The following is a 15,309-nucleotide window of genomic DNA, read 5'->3' as shown; positions in this document are numbered from 1 at the left end:
GCTGCCTGTTGTCTAATTGCCCAGCAGTATCTGAGGTGGAATAGCTCTTGGCGATGAACCCACCAAGAGCCATTCTCGTTGGGATCAGCCCTCGAGAAGAGCTCTGAACCGTGCTTGTGCTGATAGTTCCTGCCCACCGCTGAGCCGCTAAAAGCAAACCAGGAGAAAAAGTGCCCCCCGTGGGACTCGAACCCACAACCCACGACTTAAAAGGACGCTGCTCTAACCATTGAGCCAGAGGGGCAACATGGCACAGTATACCTCATACTTGGCCGACGGCGCATCGCGGCGGCCTGTCCACCGGATGACCACATCGGGCTGGCTCCCCGACGGCCGACCCTTCCGATTGTCAGACTCGTCGTTGCCTGATGTTCGGCCCGTCCCTTTGCTAGTGCCGTGCAGGAGTACACCGCGTTGAATGACCATCACCGGACTTTGGGGAAAGAGTGAAGCCTCTGCCGACGGAGCGCGAGAAGGAAAGACAGGCACCATACTTACGCGTCACCAATCCATATTCACTCCTCTTTACGGGACTTGGACCATGACAGCCCCTTGGACCCCTCCGGCACCCAAATACTGGTCCATCAGAAGGCCATCGCTGGCAACATCAAGATCTCCCGGGGCATGCGTTCCCACCTGACTCCGGGTGACTTCTATGACATCAGCTACGGCGGTGTGGTCAACGGCCATCGTTCGGATGGGCCGCATTCCTGGCTGATTCCCAGCGACCGCTGGGAGGACATTGTGGACTGGCACTGGGCCTGTCAGATGCAGCAGGCATAGGTTATCCGATTCGGGGTGGAGTACCTGCGCTCGCTGGAGCCAGTGAATGCCGGCACCCTGGTCTGGCAGCTCAATGACGACTGGCCGGTGATCTCCTGGGCGGCGGTGGACTATGACGGGCATCGCAAGCCCCTCTGCTTCGCCCTTGCGCGATTTCTTCGCTCCTCGTCTAGCCTCCATTCAGCCCGAGGTCTCAGAGGCCTACCGGGCTGAGTGCAGTTGGGCTGGTATGCCTGTCATCACCGACCAGCTGGCCTTGGTCATGGTCAACGATACCCGTCGGGCCTGGGAGGGTCAGTGGGGGGTGGAGCGCCGCCGCTTGGATGGAACCGTTCTGGCCACTCAAATCACCCGGGTCACTGATCGGCAGGGGAGCAGGCCCAGGTGGTTCTGGAGGCCGCCGTGGTCACCTTCTGTGGCCCCGCCCAGGAGATTCTGGTGTTCAGCCCCGACCGGCCAGGTTTTGCTAGGGTCATTTACAATCAGGCCAGGGTCGTCGCCGGGTCCTCCAGCAAGACTCTCTCGAAGCCTCTATTGAGGCCGAGGAGTGCGGCTACCGATTGACCCTGACTGCTCGGGCGTATGCCCCCGACGTCTTCTGCATGGTGAGCAAGGCGGACCCTGCCGCCTCAACCGACGGCGGCATGGCCACCATCCTGCCCGGGCCGGGTGGTCGGTGTCTGTCTGCATGGCACTTTCCACCTCCCCTCTGGCTGCCGAACTGGCAGTCCTCACTCATGTCTCATGCGTGTCAATTCCCTTCGCGGTAATTGTGAGGTAAGTTAATTAATTGGGTCTCGGTTGCCCGCTGGTGTATGAGCAGATTCGGACAAAGAAGTGCAAAGATCCGCCAGGAGACCGCAGACCCAGGCAACCCATCGACAAGACGAATTCCAAGGAAGGATTCCGATGAATCTGGATTATCTCGCCAATATCAAGCCGTCCCGCCGTCAACTCGATTGGCAGCGCATGGAGATGTATGCCTTCATGCACTTTGGCATGAACACGATGACCGACCGCGAATGGGGCCTGGGCCACGAGGATCCTGCCCTCTTCAACCCGGCGGACCTGGACTGCGACCAGTGGATGGAGACCTTTAAAGCCGCTGGTATGACGGGGGTGATCCTCACCTGCAAGCATCACGACGGATTCTGCCTCTGGCCCAGTGCCTACACCGAGCACAGCGTGGCCAGCTCTCCCTGGAAGGGAGGAAAGGGCGATGTGGTCCGCGAGGTCTCCCAGGCTGCCCACCGTCACGGCCTCAAGTTCGGTGTCTACCTGTCTCCCTGGGACAGGACCGAGGCCACTTACGGGCAGGGCAAGGCCTATGACGACTACTATGTCAACCAGCTGATAGAGCTTCTTACCCACTACGGACCCGTCTTCAGTGTTTGGATGGACGGGGCCAATGGTGAGGGACCCAACGGTAAGATCCAGGCCTATGACTGGCAACGCTATTTCAACGTGATTAGGGCCCTTCAGCCGGAAGCGGTCATCAGTATCTGCGGACCTGATGTCCGTTGGTGTGGCAACGAGGCCGGCAAGGCACGCGAAAACGAGTGGAGCGTGGTTCCAGCCTTCCTCCGCCATGCAGAGTGGAAGATGGGCAAGGGGGAACTGGACCAACTCGCCAACCCCGATCGGGTCATGCGTTCTGAAGATGAGGACCTGGGCAGCCGCAAGGCCCTTGAACAGTACGGTGGCCCCCTGGTCTGGTACCCGGCCGAGGTCGACACCTCCATCCGGCCTGGCTGGTTCCACCATGCCAGCGAGGACGACAAGGTGCGCACGGCTGACGAGCTTTTCGACATCTGGTCCACCACTGTCGGCGGGAACGCCAATCTTGTGCTCAATGTGCCGTCGAACGCCCAGGGGAAGATCAGCCAGCCCGATGTGGATTCCCTGACCGGTCTGGGTCGCAGGATCCGTGAATTCTGGCAGGGGGCCGTCACCGAGGGTGCCAAGGTGTCCGTCTCCTCCAACGCCTGCGGGAGTGACCCTCAGGCCCTCCTCTCCACCGGTGTGGACTCCGGCTGGTGGCTGGCCGCTGCGGATGATGAGCATCCCACCGTTACCATTGATTTCGACCGTCCCCGACAGGTGGATGGGCTCATCCTTCGTGAGCACATCGAGGTCGGCCAGCGGGTGGAACAGGTCGTCATCAGTGCCGAGCTTGACGGTGAACTCCGCCAGGTGGCAGAGGTGGGGGCCATTGGGTATCAGCACTTCGCACAGGTCGGTCCACTGACCACAAGCCACTTGGAGGTCAGTGTGACCAGGTCACGTGGCCCCGTGGCCTTGGACACCTGCCTGATCCGTGAGGGGGGCACGAGGACCGAGTAAGACAAACACGGGGCTAAGGCAGGCTGCCGCCATCGTGTGGCTGGCCGCTGTGACTGGATAGACGGGATATTGAACAATCTGCCGGGGCTTCTGCGCACGGGCGGCAACATCGGCTATTCAGTTCGTCCGGATTGTCGCGGGCGGGGCTATGCCGGGCTGATGGTGGGTCTCAGGGCAACATTGTTACGTTACCTGGTAGCGGGAAAGGTCGAAGAGCAACCGCTCACTACAACTGCCCCGTCGGTAAAACGTACAAGTATAAAGCATGGGTAGATGTTGATTTATTGCACTACGCAGATCCGGCTGCATTAGGCTGGTCGAAAGAAATCTCCGTAATCTGCAAACGCTAGTCGTATGTTATCGAATCCGCTATCCGGCTTCTTTCACAGCATTGTTAATATCCTGAATGGCGGATTCGATTAAATCTTCTCTTGTGGTTTCCGGAGCGAAAATCTCATTGATCAGTTCAATCAGACGTGCATTGAATTGTTCCATCTTGTGCTTGGGAACTGCAAGCTGCGTTCTTCCTATGGTTGCGTCATGCAAGTAATCTCTGAGGAATACGGGAACGTTCTCGTATTTGACTTCGTAGTCACTCGTATTTTCCTGTCTAGAAAAGCGGGCCGTTACGCCATACTGCAAAGTAACCGAGAAGTCTTCAATGCCGTTCCGCTCGATACTGTTCCCTGTCAAAATGCGCTCCCTCCAATATTATTTAAAGCTCTATCTCATCATGCGAAGAACCGGAATGTTGTCTAGAACATCCAACGTTGTCTAGCGGTTGACACATTCACAGCGACGACAAGAGCACAGGTATTCATCTGACAAGTCTACGCAATTATTGGGTTCGGTTGTCCGGCATGAGTGAGTAATTGGACGGACTCGTACGCACATTTACTATGTTTGCTACCTATTTTTTGTTCCACACCGAACGTTTGTTTTGTGGATAGCAAGCGTAGCTTTGGGGGCAAGGCTCATTCCTGTTATGCCGGACTGTGGGATATCCGAACCCGATAAGACCTGCTAAGGCGGCTCTAGAACCATTCGCCGGCTTTCCATGCGTCGATGATGTTCACACCCCGATAAGCTTCATAGACACGATCAACAGCCTTCTTGAAACTTTGTTTAAAACTTCTCGTAACGTTCGATGAACCGAATTGTTGGTAGAGCAGTTGCCAGGACACGAGTCTAAGCTCTCGAGTTAAGGATATGTCCTACCAGAGACCTGCACCGCGCCATTCACGCAGTGGCCGATGGGAATGCAGTGCTCACCCCCCTCCCCGTATCACAGCAGAGCTCATCAACCGCGACAGAGCTTATGCCCGGCATAAGCTCAGTAATCCGCCGGCCAGGCAGCAGCTGGACAAACTGACCTCCAGGGAGTACGAGATAGCCGGGCTCATCGCTCGAGGATTCTCTAATCAGGAAATAGCCCAGTGCCTCACTCTCGAAATCACCTCCGTCAGACGCTACGTAAGTCGCATACTTGACAAGACCGGCCTGCGGGACCGCACGCAAATTGTCATTACATGGTTTCAGGCGGGAATGTCTGACTGACGATCCTTGACCGGTTGTTCCGGGCATCGCGAGGAGAAAAGCAGAAAGAACAATAGATTCCAGAGCTACGCTTTCGTTGACCTGATGAAGCTGAAGCTGGGGCTAGAGCTTCGAACGTAAGTTTGGGAGAACCTTTATTGAACATTGTGATTCTTGCTGTATTGAGTTCCGACTACTCACCCATGTGCGCGATGTTCCTGTGGCGCTTGTCTTCTTTGGAAACTCGAGTTCCGTTGAATGCTGCTCAGGTAAGCTGAAGCACAAAGGGGTGGCCAAGTACTCGGCAGAAGAGGTGGACCATGGGAATCCGTCTGGTGAGGCTGGACCGGCCGGGAGCAGTGGGTGCCGAAGCGATTTGGGAGTATCTGCAGGCCTGTCGTGCTCGAACTGAGGATGAAGCGGCTGGGCTCGGCCCTTTGGAGAACTGCCACAGCCTGGATGAGGTTCGTCGGTCAGGCCTGCTTGAGGTGGCTCATCAGGCGCGCGGCGATGATCTGCCGCCGGGATTTGTGCCCGCCCTGCAGTTCGCCGCCCTTGTGCCGAGCGGCAAACTGGTGGGGATGATCCAGCTGAGGTTGCAGCTTACGCAGGCGCTTCTGCGCACGGGTGGTAACATCGGCTATTCAGTTCGTCCGGATTGTCGTCGGCGGGGCTATGCCGGGCTGATGCTGGATGAATGTTTGCGACGGGCGGCCGCTCTGGGCATGGGTCGGGTCCTGATCACCTGTTCCCCGTCGAATCTGGCCAGCCGCCGGACCATCCTCTCTCGAGGCGGGCAACTGGAGAATGTGCTTTCTAGCAGTTCTGGTCAGCCAGTAGAACGATATTGGATTGATTTGTCTACCGAGTAAAAAGGCCAAAGAACGCGTCAGCATGAACCAGTGTGAAAGAGACCGATAGATTCCTCGTGTCTTAGCGCGTCTGTGGGGTTCTTCTGAGAGAATGGCAGGTATGGTCTGGATGATTGTCCTGGTATGGGTGCTGGTGGTGGTGGCATTCATCGTATTTGTCATGCGCTTGGCGCTTGGCGAGTCCCAGGACCGTGCTTTTTCCCAGTCTCTGGATGAGCGTGTGCGTAAGGCCGCCCGCCGTCAGCAGGAGCGGGAGAATAAGCTGCCGCGGATTGCAGGAGGGCATCTGTCGTTCGCCCCTGGCTCGGGCGAGGATGCGCCAACCGCTGAAGACCTTGCACATCCCTATCCGGTCTATGTCAACTCCTCCTCCGTGGTGGAGGTTCGAGGCATGCTGGCCTCCGATTCCACGGACGAGATAAATCTGCCCAGGCCGCCAAGCGCTGATTCTGCATCGTCGGCTAGCCTGAGGCAACGGAGGAATGCCGTGCCATCGGTTTCTGCGGCCTCTGGACCTCCAGCCCCCAGGAACGTCACCTTGCGATCATCCAGCCCTGAGCATTCGCATCGGCAGCGGCGGGAGCCTCAACCCATCACCTCCGACGTCATGCCTTCGGTCAAGAGCGGTTCGCAGACGGACAAGGGTCACCCGAGCGGAAAGTGACCGCTCATGATGACCATCCGTGTCCCTTTTCGCCTTTAGGCTGGTACCTATGACAACACAGCAGCTTCTTATTCTTATCGCGGTGTTGATCGTCCTGGTGCTGGCAGTGGCCGGCATTCTGGTGGCGGTCCGTAAGCGCCGGTCCCAGGGGGATTCCACGCGCCCAGGCAGGGTGCAAGAGTCTGATGATGGCCGCTCTTCTCTGTCCCCGGAGTCGGCGACGGCCGCAGCAAAGGGTCGAGCTGAAGGCCAACCTGGTGCCTCCCCAGCAGCTTCATCGGCTGACCAAGGTGTCCAATCTGCCTCTCCTGCATCGGGCGCATCCCCCAATCCGGACGCTTCTACGGGTTCAGCGGGTTCAGCGGGCTCAGTCGATTCAAGGGAGTCCAGTCAGTCGTCCTCAGTCGGGCAAGTGGCATCGTCGGCGCAGGAGGAGCTGGCTCATCCGGAGACCTCTGCATCCCGTATGACCAGGCTCAAGGCCAGGCTGGCCAAGAGCCCCAACCCCTTCGGCAAGGCCCTCTTTGCCATTCTGACCAAGGACCATCTGAGCGAGTCCGACTGGGAGGATGTGGAAGACACCCTGCTCATGGCGGATGTGGGTGCCGATGCCAGTGAACAGCTGGTGAAGCAGCTGCGCGACGATGCCCGGATCACAGGGCAGAAGGACCCCGCAGCAGTGCGTCGTGGCCTTCGTCAGCGCCTGATCGATCTGGTCGACCCCGATATGGACCGGACTCTGGCGGCTGCCCGACCTCAGGCCAACAGGCCGTCGGTCATCATCATGGTGGGCGTCAACGGCACAGGCAAGACCACCACGGCGGGCAAGCTGGCCAGGCTCTTCGTGGCCGATGGCAAGTCGGTGGTCATGGGTGCTGCCGACACCTTCCGTGCCGCCGCCGCTGACCAGCTGGAGACCTGGGGTGGCAAGGTGGGCGTGCCCGTGGTCCGCAGCGACCGCGACGGTGCCGATCCGGCCTCGGTGGCCTTCGAAGCCGCGGAACGGGCCAAAAACGATCAGGCAGATGTCCTCATTGTGGACACCGCCGGCCGCCTGCAGAACAAGGCCAACCTCATGGATCAGTTGGGCAAGATCCGGCGGGTGATCGAGAAGAACCTGCCTGTGGACGAGGTTCTGTTGGTCCTGGATGCCACCACCGGGCAGAACGGGATGATCCAGGCCCAGGTCTTCGCCCAGGCCATCGGGGTCACGGGCATCGTCCTGACCAAGCTGGACGGCTCGGCCAAGGGCGGTATCGTCGTCTCTGTCCAGCGGGAGCTGGGCGTGCCCGTCAAGCTGGTCGGACTGGGCGAGGGGCCCGACGATCTGGCCGTTTTCGATCCCGAGTCCTTTGTCGACGGCATCCTGGGAGACGAGTAGTCCTGCCGGTCGGTTGGTCATAAGGTGGTCATCCAATAGTCACCCGCAGGTAATGCGGCGGTGACCTGACCGTCATCCTCTTCCTGTTTGATGAATCGGGAAGTGGAAGAGAATCTGACGTAGGCTGTCCGGAGGGAAGTCCTCGTTATTGGGAACTGCCCGCCCGGATGGGGAAAAGAGAGGTGTAGGCATGGATTCTGGAAATGCTGCCTGGATGCTGGTAGCGGCATCCATGGTTTTCCTGATGACTCCGGCGGTGGCTTTCTTCTATGGGGGTATGGTCCGAGCCAAGGCCGTGCTCAACATGATGATGATGTCCACGCTGGCCATTGCCGTGACTGGGGTTATCTGGGCCTTCTGGGGATGGTCGATTTCCTTTGCAGGCAAGGACATCGGAGGCGTCTTCGGCGACCCCATCACCGGCTTCCTGCTCAAGGACACGGTCACAGCCAAGGACGGGGTCTTCACCTCGCTTGATTCCGCGAACGCCGCCTACCCGCACACGGTGGACATCGCCTTCCAGGCCGCCTTCGCCATGATCTGCGTGGCGCTGATTTCGGGAGCCCTGGCAGAGCGAGTCAGAATCAGCACCTGGATGATCTTCGTGGCCCTCTGGGTCACCTTGGATTACGCGCCCATGGCCCACATGGTCTGGAATCACGGACTGCTGGCTGCCGATGGACCCATCTCCAACGCCATCGGGGCTCAGGCGCACGATTTCGCAGGCGGTACGGTCATCCACATCAACGCGGCAGTGGCAGCCCTGGTCATTGTGCTCATCATCGGCAGGCGCATCGGCTTCCCCAAGGAGTCCATACGCCCCCACAATGTGCCCATGGTCATGCTGGGCGCCTTCCTGCTCTGGTTCGGCTGGTTCGGTTTCAATGCCGGTTCCGCCTTCGCCGCCAACGGCACGGCTGGATATGCCTGGGTTTCCACGACCATAGCCGCCAGCGGCGCCACCCTGGGCTGGCTTTTTACTGAGCGGGTCCGCACCGGGCATTACACCGCCATGGGTGCAGCATCCGGCATGGTCGCCGGCCTGGTGGCCATCACTCCAGCGGCCGACGTGGTTTCGCCGCTCTGGGCCATGGTCATCGGCCTCTTGGCTGGTTTCGTCTGCTGCCTGGCCTGCGGGCTCAAGTTCCGTTTCGCCTACGACGACTCCCTTGATGTGGTGGGCATCCACGGCGTGGGTGGTTTATTGGGCACACTGTTGATAGGCTTCTTCGGTACGGGTACGGGCTTCCTGGCCGGCGGCGATTTCCGGCAGCTGCTGGTTCAGTTCCTGGTGGCGCTGATTGCGATCATCTACGCAGCTGCAGTAACCGGTGTGATCGCCTTTGCGCTGGAGAAGACCATTGGTTGGCGGGTCAGCAAGGATCAGGAGGTCATCGGCGTCGATCAGAGCGATCAGGGTGAGAGCGCCTACGACTTCGGATCCATTCTGAACTGATCAGAAAGGAAGGCAGCATGAAACTCATTACCGCCATCATTCAGCCCGGGCGGCTGGATCAGATTAAACAGGCCCTGACCGAGGTCGGCGTGCACGGTATGACCGTCTCGTCAGCCCAGGGCTATGGTCGGCAGGGCGGCCATAAGGAGGTCTACCGGGGCAGCACTGTCAAGGTGGACCTGGTTCCCAAGGTGCGTCTGGAGGTGCTGACCGAGGATCGCCGGGTTGACGAGCTGGTCGACACCATCGTTCAGGCTGCCGCCACCAACACCGTGGGCGACGGCAAGGTCTGGGTGCAGACCCTGGACTCGGTGGTCAGGGTTCGTACCGGGGAGACCGGCGTAGACGCCATCTGAGGCAGCCGCCTGCTGCCGTCTGTATGGTCGTCTTCCTGCTGACCAGTTTCGCAGGATCCCGCCGCTGTGGCCGATTTCATGGTCTAGCGGTCGGGGTCCTGCTTTTCTATGTTTTCTATGTCTTTTCAGGCTTCCTTGACCTGGCTTATTGTCCCCATCCAGACATCGGTGCGCGTTCTCAAGCCGTTGCAGATGGCCCTGACGCCGATGAAGAGGACATTGAGGACGGCCCAGAGCATGGCTATCCGCCAGGTGGGTGTCCAGTTCATGGCCAGGGCCGTCATGCCCAGCAGGCCGATCAGGTAGATCACAGCCGTCAGGGAGCAGGTGGCCGTCAGGTAGCGATAGTCCCCGGCCCCGATCAGGATTCCGTCCAGGGCCCACATCCATCCGGCGACGGGCATGAAGACTCCCTGGACGATCATGCCCACGGTGATCAGCGCCCTGATGGCCGGCGTGGGGCTGAACAGGGGAGCGGCGAAGAGGCCCAGGGCGATCATGACCAGTCCGACCAGCACTCCCATGGCCATGCCGGCCCTGGCCGACAGGTCGGTCATGACCCGTGCCCGTGACCGCCGTCCGGCGCCCAGCTCGGTGGCTACCAGTGACTGGCCGGCGATGCCCACGGCATCCAGCATGTTCAGTCCGAAGTTCCAGGCCGAGTTGACTCCTTGGTAGGCCGCAAGCACCTGCTCGCCCAGATGGGCCGCAGCCACCACGGTCATAAAGAGGCAGACCCGTAGGGCCAGTGTCCGTAGGAAAAGCGGGAAACCGTCGCCCATGCTGGCCGCTATGCCTGAGAGCCGGGGCCGCAGCTGGGCGCCTTCCCGACTGGCCCATACCAGGGCGGGGATGGTCAGGAAGAGCCCCATGGCCCACTCGGCAATCAGGGTGGCCAGGCCCGAGCCCAGAATGTCCATGTGCAGGCCGAAGACCAGAAGGACCTCCAGGGCGGTGTTGAGGATGGCGCCCGACACGGCGGCCACCAGGGTGATCTTTACCTTCTGTAGTCCGCGGAAGATGCCGTTGGCCGCGTAGACCATAAGCATGGCCGGAAGGCCGAAGACCAAGGCATTCAGATAGGTCTGTGCCGCCTGCAGGACCGGCCCCTGAGCTCCCATCAGGCTGCAGATGGGCCGACTCAGAGCCAGAAGCAGGGCGCAGACGACCAGGCCTATGACGAAGGCCAGCCACATGCCGTCCACGCCGGCTTGCATGCCCTCCCGGCGGCGGCCGGCACCCATGAGCCGGGCCACCTGGGAGGTGGTCCCGTAGGCCAGAAAGATGCACAGGCCCACGGTGGTCAACACCACGGTGGATCCGATGGAGAGCCCGGCCAGGGCCGAGTCGCTGATGTGGCCCACGATGGCGGTGTCGATCATGACGAAGAGCGGGGAGGCGATCAGCTGGCCGAAGGTGGGTATGGCCAGTCCAGCAATGGTCCTGTAGGTCGCCCGCCGCTCTTCCGGCGTGATTGATCCGGTCTTGGTTTCGGGGATGTCCCTGTGGCTGCGCATGGACGCCATGCTAATGCTCTGGACTGAAGACACAACCCCTGAAAGCCAGTCCGTGGACGCCCTGCCGGTAGGTGCAGTATCACCAAACAGCCCTGAGCGCAAGCTGGATTGGTGATGTGGAAGACTGTCCCCAAGTTTTGCACAGAGTTGTACCCATGAGGTGGATAAGTTGCGCACATGTCCTCTAGGACACGCCTTGAATGTGGATAACTTATTTTTCTGTACACATGCAGGAGCGGCCCCGTGCCCGTCCAGTTCCATCGGCGCGCCCTGGTGAATGCCTTGGGTGAAATCCTCATCTTAGGGCTGTCAGGGACGGTCCTCTTCGTAGAATCGTGGCTATGGCTTCCGACGACTACACCGACTACACCCATCCCGAACAGCGTCCCACCGATCGTGCCCAGACCGGCCGTGACATGCTCTTCGACCGGGTGCCCCCGCATGACGACGATGCGGAGATGGCCGTGCTGGGCGGCATGCTCATGAGCAAGGATGCCATCGGCGAAGTCAGCCAGATGATTGAGATATCCGACTTCTACCAGCCCAAGCACCAGACCATCTACGAGGCCATCGTCACCCTCTTCTCGGCCTCCCAGCCGGTGGATGCGGTTCTGGTGGCCAACGAGCTGCTCAAGTCCGGCGACCTGGAGAAGGTGGGAGGCACCGACTATCTGCACTCCCTGGTGGCCTCGGTCCCGACAGCCGCCAACGCCACCTATTATGCGGAAATCGTCCACCAGCGGGCCATCCTGCGCAATGTGATCGCGGCCGGCACCAAGATCGCCCAGCTGGGCTACTCGGCCGAGGGCTCCCAGGCCGAGGACATCGTCAACCTGGCCCAGGCCGAGGTCTACGAGATGAGCGTGGGCAGGGTCCGCCAGGATTACGAGGCCATCGGGCCGGTCGTCCATGACACCCTGGACCAGTTGGACAAGCTGCAGAACGGCGACATGGAGCGGGGCGTGCCCACCGGCTTCAAGAGCATCGACGACGTGACCCAGGGCCTGCAGCCCGGGCAGATGATCGTGGTGGCAGGCCGCCCCGCCATGGGCAAGTCCACCCTGGGCATCGACTTCGCCCGTGCCGCGGCCCTCCACAACAACATGACCACGGTGGTCTTCTCCCTGGAGATGAGCAAGACCGAGCTGGCCCAGCGCATCATCTCGGCCGAGACCGACATCCCCCTGGTGGCCCTGCGCCGGGCGGACGACATCACCCCCGAGCGCTGGAACACCCTGAACACCTTCTGGAGCAGACTCCAGGATGCCCCGCTCTTCCTGGACGATTCGCCCAACATGAGCCTGATGGAGATCCGTGCCAAGTGCCGTCGGCTCAAGCAGACCAACGACCTGAAACTGGTGGTCATCGACTACCTGCAGCTGATGACCTCGGGCAAGCGGGTCGAATCCCGCCAGCAGGAGGTCTCCGACTTCTCGCGCGCCCTGAAGCTGCTGGCCAAGGAGCTGGAGGTTCCGGTGGTGGCGCTGAGCCAGCTCAACCGCGGTCCCGAGATGCGCAATGACAAAAAGCCCATGCTCTCCGACCTGCGCGAGTCGGGATCCATCGAGCAGGACGCCGACGTGGTCTTCCTGGTCCACCGACCGGACTTCTACGACAAGGAGGACCGCCCGGGCGAGGCCGACATCATTCTGGCCAAGCACCGCAACGGCCCCACCGACACCTTCAAGCTGGCCTTCCTGGGCGAGAAGTCCAAGTTCAAGGACATGCCCCAGGACTACCAGCAGGGAGGGGTCTGATCATGCGGTCCAAGACTTCCAAGGCGCAGCCTGCCGATCAGCCCGGTCGTCCCCGTCGGTCTTGGCGCTCGCTCCTGGCCCTTCTGGTCGGCAAGGCGGTGCGCCTCGTTTCGCGTCTGTCCCATCACGGCGGTTCGGCCCTGCCTGGCAAGGTGGTGGAGCGGATCGACCCGGGCTTCCTGGCCAGGACCCTGTCGGGGCTGCCCCGTGGTGTGGTCCTGGTCTCGGGGACCAACGGCAAGACCACCACCACCCGAATGGTCGCCTCCATGCTGGAATCCCTGGGCCTCAAGGTCTTCACCAATCCGACCGGGTCCAACTTCACCCGTGGCGTGGTCTCGGCCTTGGTTTCCACTCTGGGGCTCTCCGGTCGGCTGCATGCCGATATTGCCGTCCTGGAGTTGGACGAGGCCTATGCGGTCCACTTTGTGCGGCAGGTCAAGCCCCGCTATGCCCTCCTGCTCAATGTCATGCGTGACCAGCTGGACCGGTTTGGGGAAATCGATACTACTGCCCGGCTGCTGGGTCAGGTGGCCCAGGCCACCACGGGCACGGTGGTCCTCAACCGTGAGGATCCGCGCATCGCCAGGTTGGCCGCCCAGACGCCGGCCCAGACCGGCGTGGCCTACTTCGGTCTGTCAGACGATCTGCTGAGCTATTTCCCCACTGATGACGACATGCATGCCTCGGATCGGGGTGCCGATGGTGCCGGTGCGGCCAGCACCTCCCGCCCGATTCGCCCCGGTCACCGGCTGCCGGCCGAGGTGACCCTGGAAAGGGTCATGGACCACCGGGCCGCCTTCCGCCTGGACGGGCGGCTTCTGGAGACCGACCTGCGTCTGGAGGGCGTCTACAACCTCTACAATGCGGCCGCTGCCTTGGCGTTGGTGAGGGTCGTTCTGGAGGACAGGGAGCCTGATGATGCAGCACTCATGGATGCCCTGTCCAAGGTCACGCCCGCCTTCGGCCGCGGGGAGGTCATCACCTACCAGGGCGCGCCGGTTGAGCTGGTCCTGGTCAAGAACCCCATGGGCTTCCGTCTGGCCCTGTCCTCCTTCAACCCTGCTGGCCAGGACACCATGATCGCCATCCGCGACGAGTATGCGGACGGGCGTGACATGAGCTGGCTCTGGGATGTGGACTTCACCTCGCTCAGGGATACCGGCGTGGCCATGGTCTCCGGCATCCGGGCCTATGACATGGCCCTGCGCCTGGCCTATGACCAGGTGCCCACGGATGCGATCGAGACCGACCTGGATCGGGCGCTGACAGCCTTTCTTGAGGTGCACCCAGGCCGACCCAAGCGAATCTACTGCACTTACACGTCGATGCTCCGGCTCCGGTCCGCCCTCGGCAGGATCACGAGCGTGGACGATGCCGGGGTGGGCGCATGAGCGAGCGAACCAAAAGGAGCGCAGGAATGCCGCAGACACGGGATAAGGCCAAGGCCATGGGAGACCATCCGCCGCTGCAGGTCCTCTCCCTCTACCACCGTGACATGAACATCTATGGGGATTCGGGCAACATTCTCAGCGTGACCCGCAGGGCCGAGCTGTACGGGTTCCGCCCCATGGTCCGCTATTACGATCCAGGCGATGCCTGGCCGGAGCAAATCGACATAGTTCTGGGCGGTGGCGGCCAGGACCATGGCCAGGAGCGCATTATCGACGACCTGCGGGAGCGGGGCGGGCTTCTGCACGATCTGGCCGACCAGGATGTGCCCATGCTGATGATCTGCGGGCTCTATCAGCTCTTCGGCCATTATTTCGAGACCTCCGACCATGAGCGCCTGGAGGGGGTCGGCATCCTTGACGTGCATACCATTGCCAAGCCCGAGCGGATGATCGGCAACCTGGTGGAGCAGGCAGAGGACTTCGGCAGGGTGGTCGGCTACGAGAACCACTCGGGCCTGACCTACCTGGGGGAGGGGGCCCAACCCCTGGGCATGGTGACCGAGGATGGCCGCGGCAACAACGGCAAGGACCACACCGAGGGGGCCCGCTGGAAGAAGGTCATCGGCACCTACATGCATGGGTCGCTGCTGCCGAAGAACCCGGCCATTACGGATTTCCTCATCGAGGGGGCAGCCGAAAGGCGGTACGGCCAGGGCACCTTTGCCCAGATGAAGACTGCCATGGATCAGAGGAGCCGGAGCGAGCTGGAGCGGCTGGACTCCCTGGCAGATCAGGCCAGCCGTATCGCAGCCTCCAGGCCCAGGTGAAGGGGAGCCGGCGGTTCCGCCTGCGGGTCCTGCGCAGATTCTGATCAGCGGTCAGGGGGCAGTGTCAAGGAGACAGGGCGTTGCGGTCCCTCTTGCCATGGTGTCGAATCGGATCGGTCAATGATAACCGGCTAGACTGTAAAGAGAGACGGCCGCTCGTCTCTTGGCGGTCAAAAGAGCCCGGTACTTCAAGGGCGTATGAATGCTGGGAGGCATATCATGTCGGATTTGCATATCGGTGACGGATTGCACAAGGTGCTTCTGGCTGGCATCGGAGCCTTGGCCACAGGCGTGGAGAAGGGTCAGGAGGTCATTGACAACCTGGTCAAGAAGGGCGAACTGACGGTCGAGCAGGGCAAGATTCTCAACACTGAGCTCAAGCGGAACAGACAGAACCCTCCCGCTCCTGCACCTGCTCCTGCT

At 61.0% G+C, this 15,309-nt stretch carries 14 protein-coding genes, 1 tRNA gene and 1 pseudogene; 13 read left to right on the top strand and 3 right to left on the bottom strand.

Features of this window, described 5'->3' with window-relative positions; genetic code table 11:
- Positions 1-171: 171 nt before the first annotated feature.
- A tRNA-Lys gene (locus tag P272_RS0104090) sits at positions 172-244 on the bottom strand.
- A 290-nt stretch (positions 245-534) separates the two neighbouring features.
- Between P272_RS0104090 and P272_RS0104085 the strand changes: the two genes are divergently transcribed.
- From P272_RS0104085 to P272_RS0104075, 3 genes are all read left to right on the top strand, one after another.
- Positions 535-783: a hypothetical protein gene (locus P272_RS0104085; protein WP_155804985.1), complete on the top strand. Its 249-nt coding sequence runs from the start codon at positions 535-537 to the stop codon at positions 781-783.
- 112 nt (positions 784-895) lie between these two features.
- Complete coding sequence (locus tag P272_RS09430; RefSeq protein WP_172636705.1) at positions 896-1,321, top strand: hypothetical protein; 426 nt, start codon at positions 896-898, stop codon at positions 1,319-1,321.
- A gap of 371 nt (positions 1,322-1,692) precedes the next feature.
- Positions 1,693-3,126, top strand: coding sequence for an alpha-L-fucosidase (locus P272_RS0104075; RefSeq protein ID WP_029678277.1), 1,434 nt, complete (start codon positions 1,693-1,695; stop codon positions 3,124-3,126).
- Between the two features lie 369 nt (positions 3,127-3,495).
- On the opposite strand, the gene P272_RS0104070 is transcribed toward P272_RS0104075, so the two are convergent.
- A complete protein-coding gene (locus P272_RS0104070; RefSeq protein ID WP_029678276.1) occupies positions 3,496-3,819 on the bottom strand; it encodes a hypothetical protein in 324 nt (107 codons plus the stop codon).
- Positions 3,820-4,335: 516 nt separating this feature from the next.
- Between P272_RS0104070 and P272_RS09625 the strand changes: the two genes are divergently transcribed.
- From P272_RS09625 to P272_RS0104040, 6 genes are all read left to right on the top strand, one after another.
- A complete protein-coding gene (locus P272_RS09625) occupies positions 4,336-4,683 on the top strand; it encodes a response regulator transcription factor (RefSeq protein WP_052323179.1) in 348 nt (115 codons plus the stop codon).
- A gap of 299 nt (positions 4,684-4,982) precedes the next feature.
- Positions 4,983-5,534, top strand: a complete 552-nt coding sequence (locus tag P272_RS0104060) for a GNAT family N-acetyltransferase (protein ID WP_029678275.1) — start codon at positions 4,983-4,985, stop codon at positions 5,532-5,534.
- Positions 5,535-5,634: 100 nt separating this feature from the next.
- On the top strand, positions 5,635-6,198 hold the full coding sequence (locus P272_RS0104055) for a hypothetical protein (protein WP_029678274.1): 564 nt from the start codon (positions 5,635-5,637) through the stop codon (positions 6,196-6,198).
- A 49-nt stretch (positions 6,199-6,247) separates the two neighbouring features.
- The gene (gene ftsY / locus P272_RS0104050) at positions 6,248-7,579 is read left to right on the top strand and encodes a signal recognition particle-docking protein FtsY (RefSeq protein ID WP_029678273.1); all 1,332 of its coding nucleotides are present in this window, start codon (positions 6,248-6,250) and stop codon (positions 7,577-7,579) included.
- Between the two features lie 190 nt (positions 7,580-7,769).
- On the top strand, positions 7,770-9,035 hold the full coding sequence (locus P272_RS0104045; RefSeq protein WP_029678272.1) for an ammonium transporter: 1,266 nt from the start codon (positions 7,770-7,772) through the stop codon (positions 9,033-9,035).
- A gap of 17 nt (positions 9,036-9,052) precedes the next feature.
- Complete coding sequence (locus tag P272_RS0104040) at positions 9,053-9,391, top strand: P-II family nitrogen regulator (RefSeq protein ID WP_029678271.1); 339 nt, start codon at positions 9,053-9,055, stop codon at positions 9,389-9,391.
- Between the two features lie 125 nt (positions 9,392-9,516).
- Here the strand turns inward: P272_RS0104040 and P272_RS0104035 are convergent, their stop codons facing one another.
- Positions 9,517-10,908, bottom strand: a complete 1,392-nt coding sequence (locus P272_RS0104035) for an MATE family efflux transporter (RefSeq protein ID WP_253269663.1) — start codon at positions 10,906-10,908, stop codon at positions 9,517-9,519.
- 416 nt (positions 10,909-11,324) lie between these two features.
- Here P272_RS0104035 and dnaB point away from each other — a divergent pair, with 416 nt between their 5' ends.
- From dnaB to P272_RS09670, 4 genes and pseudogenes are all read left to right on the top strand, one after another.
- Positions 11,325-12,665 carry a replicative DNA helicase gene (dnaB, locus tag P272_RS0104030; RefSeq protein WP_033510868.1) on the top strand — a complete coding sequence of 447 codons (1,341 nt, stop codon included), beginning with the start codon at positions 11,325-11,327 and terminating at the stop codon, positions 12,663-12,665.
- 2 nt (positions 12,666-12,667) lie between these two features.
- The gene (locus tag P272_RS0104025; protein ID WP_029678267.1) at positions 12,668-14,059 is read left to right on the top strand and encodes a Mur ligase family protein; all 1,392 of its coding nucleotides are present in this window, start codon (positions 12,668-12,670) and stop codon (positions 14,057-14,059) included.
- A 26-nt stretch (positions 14,060-14,085) separates the two neighbouring features.
- On the top strand, positions 14,086-14,886 hold the full coding sequence (locus tag P272_RS0104020) for a type 1 glutamine amidotransferase (RefSeq protein ID WP_155804983.1): 801 nt from the start codon (positions 14,086-14,088) through the stop codon (positions 14,884-14,886).
- A gap of 219 nt (positions 14,887-15,105) precedes the next feature.
- Positions 15,106-15,273 (top strand): annotated as a pseudogene (locus tag P272_RS09670) (phasin family protein); the annotation flags it as partial.
- Between the last annotated feature and the right edge of the window lie 36 nt (positions 15,274-15,309).

This window comes from Bifidobacterium sp. 7101, from assembly GCF_000499285.1.
Lineage (GTDB): Bacteria > Actinomycetota > Actinomycetes > Actinomycetales > Bifidobacteriaceae > Bombiscardovia > Bombiscardovia apis_A.
This window is presented reverse-complemented; position numbering and strand designations above follow the sequence as displayed.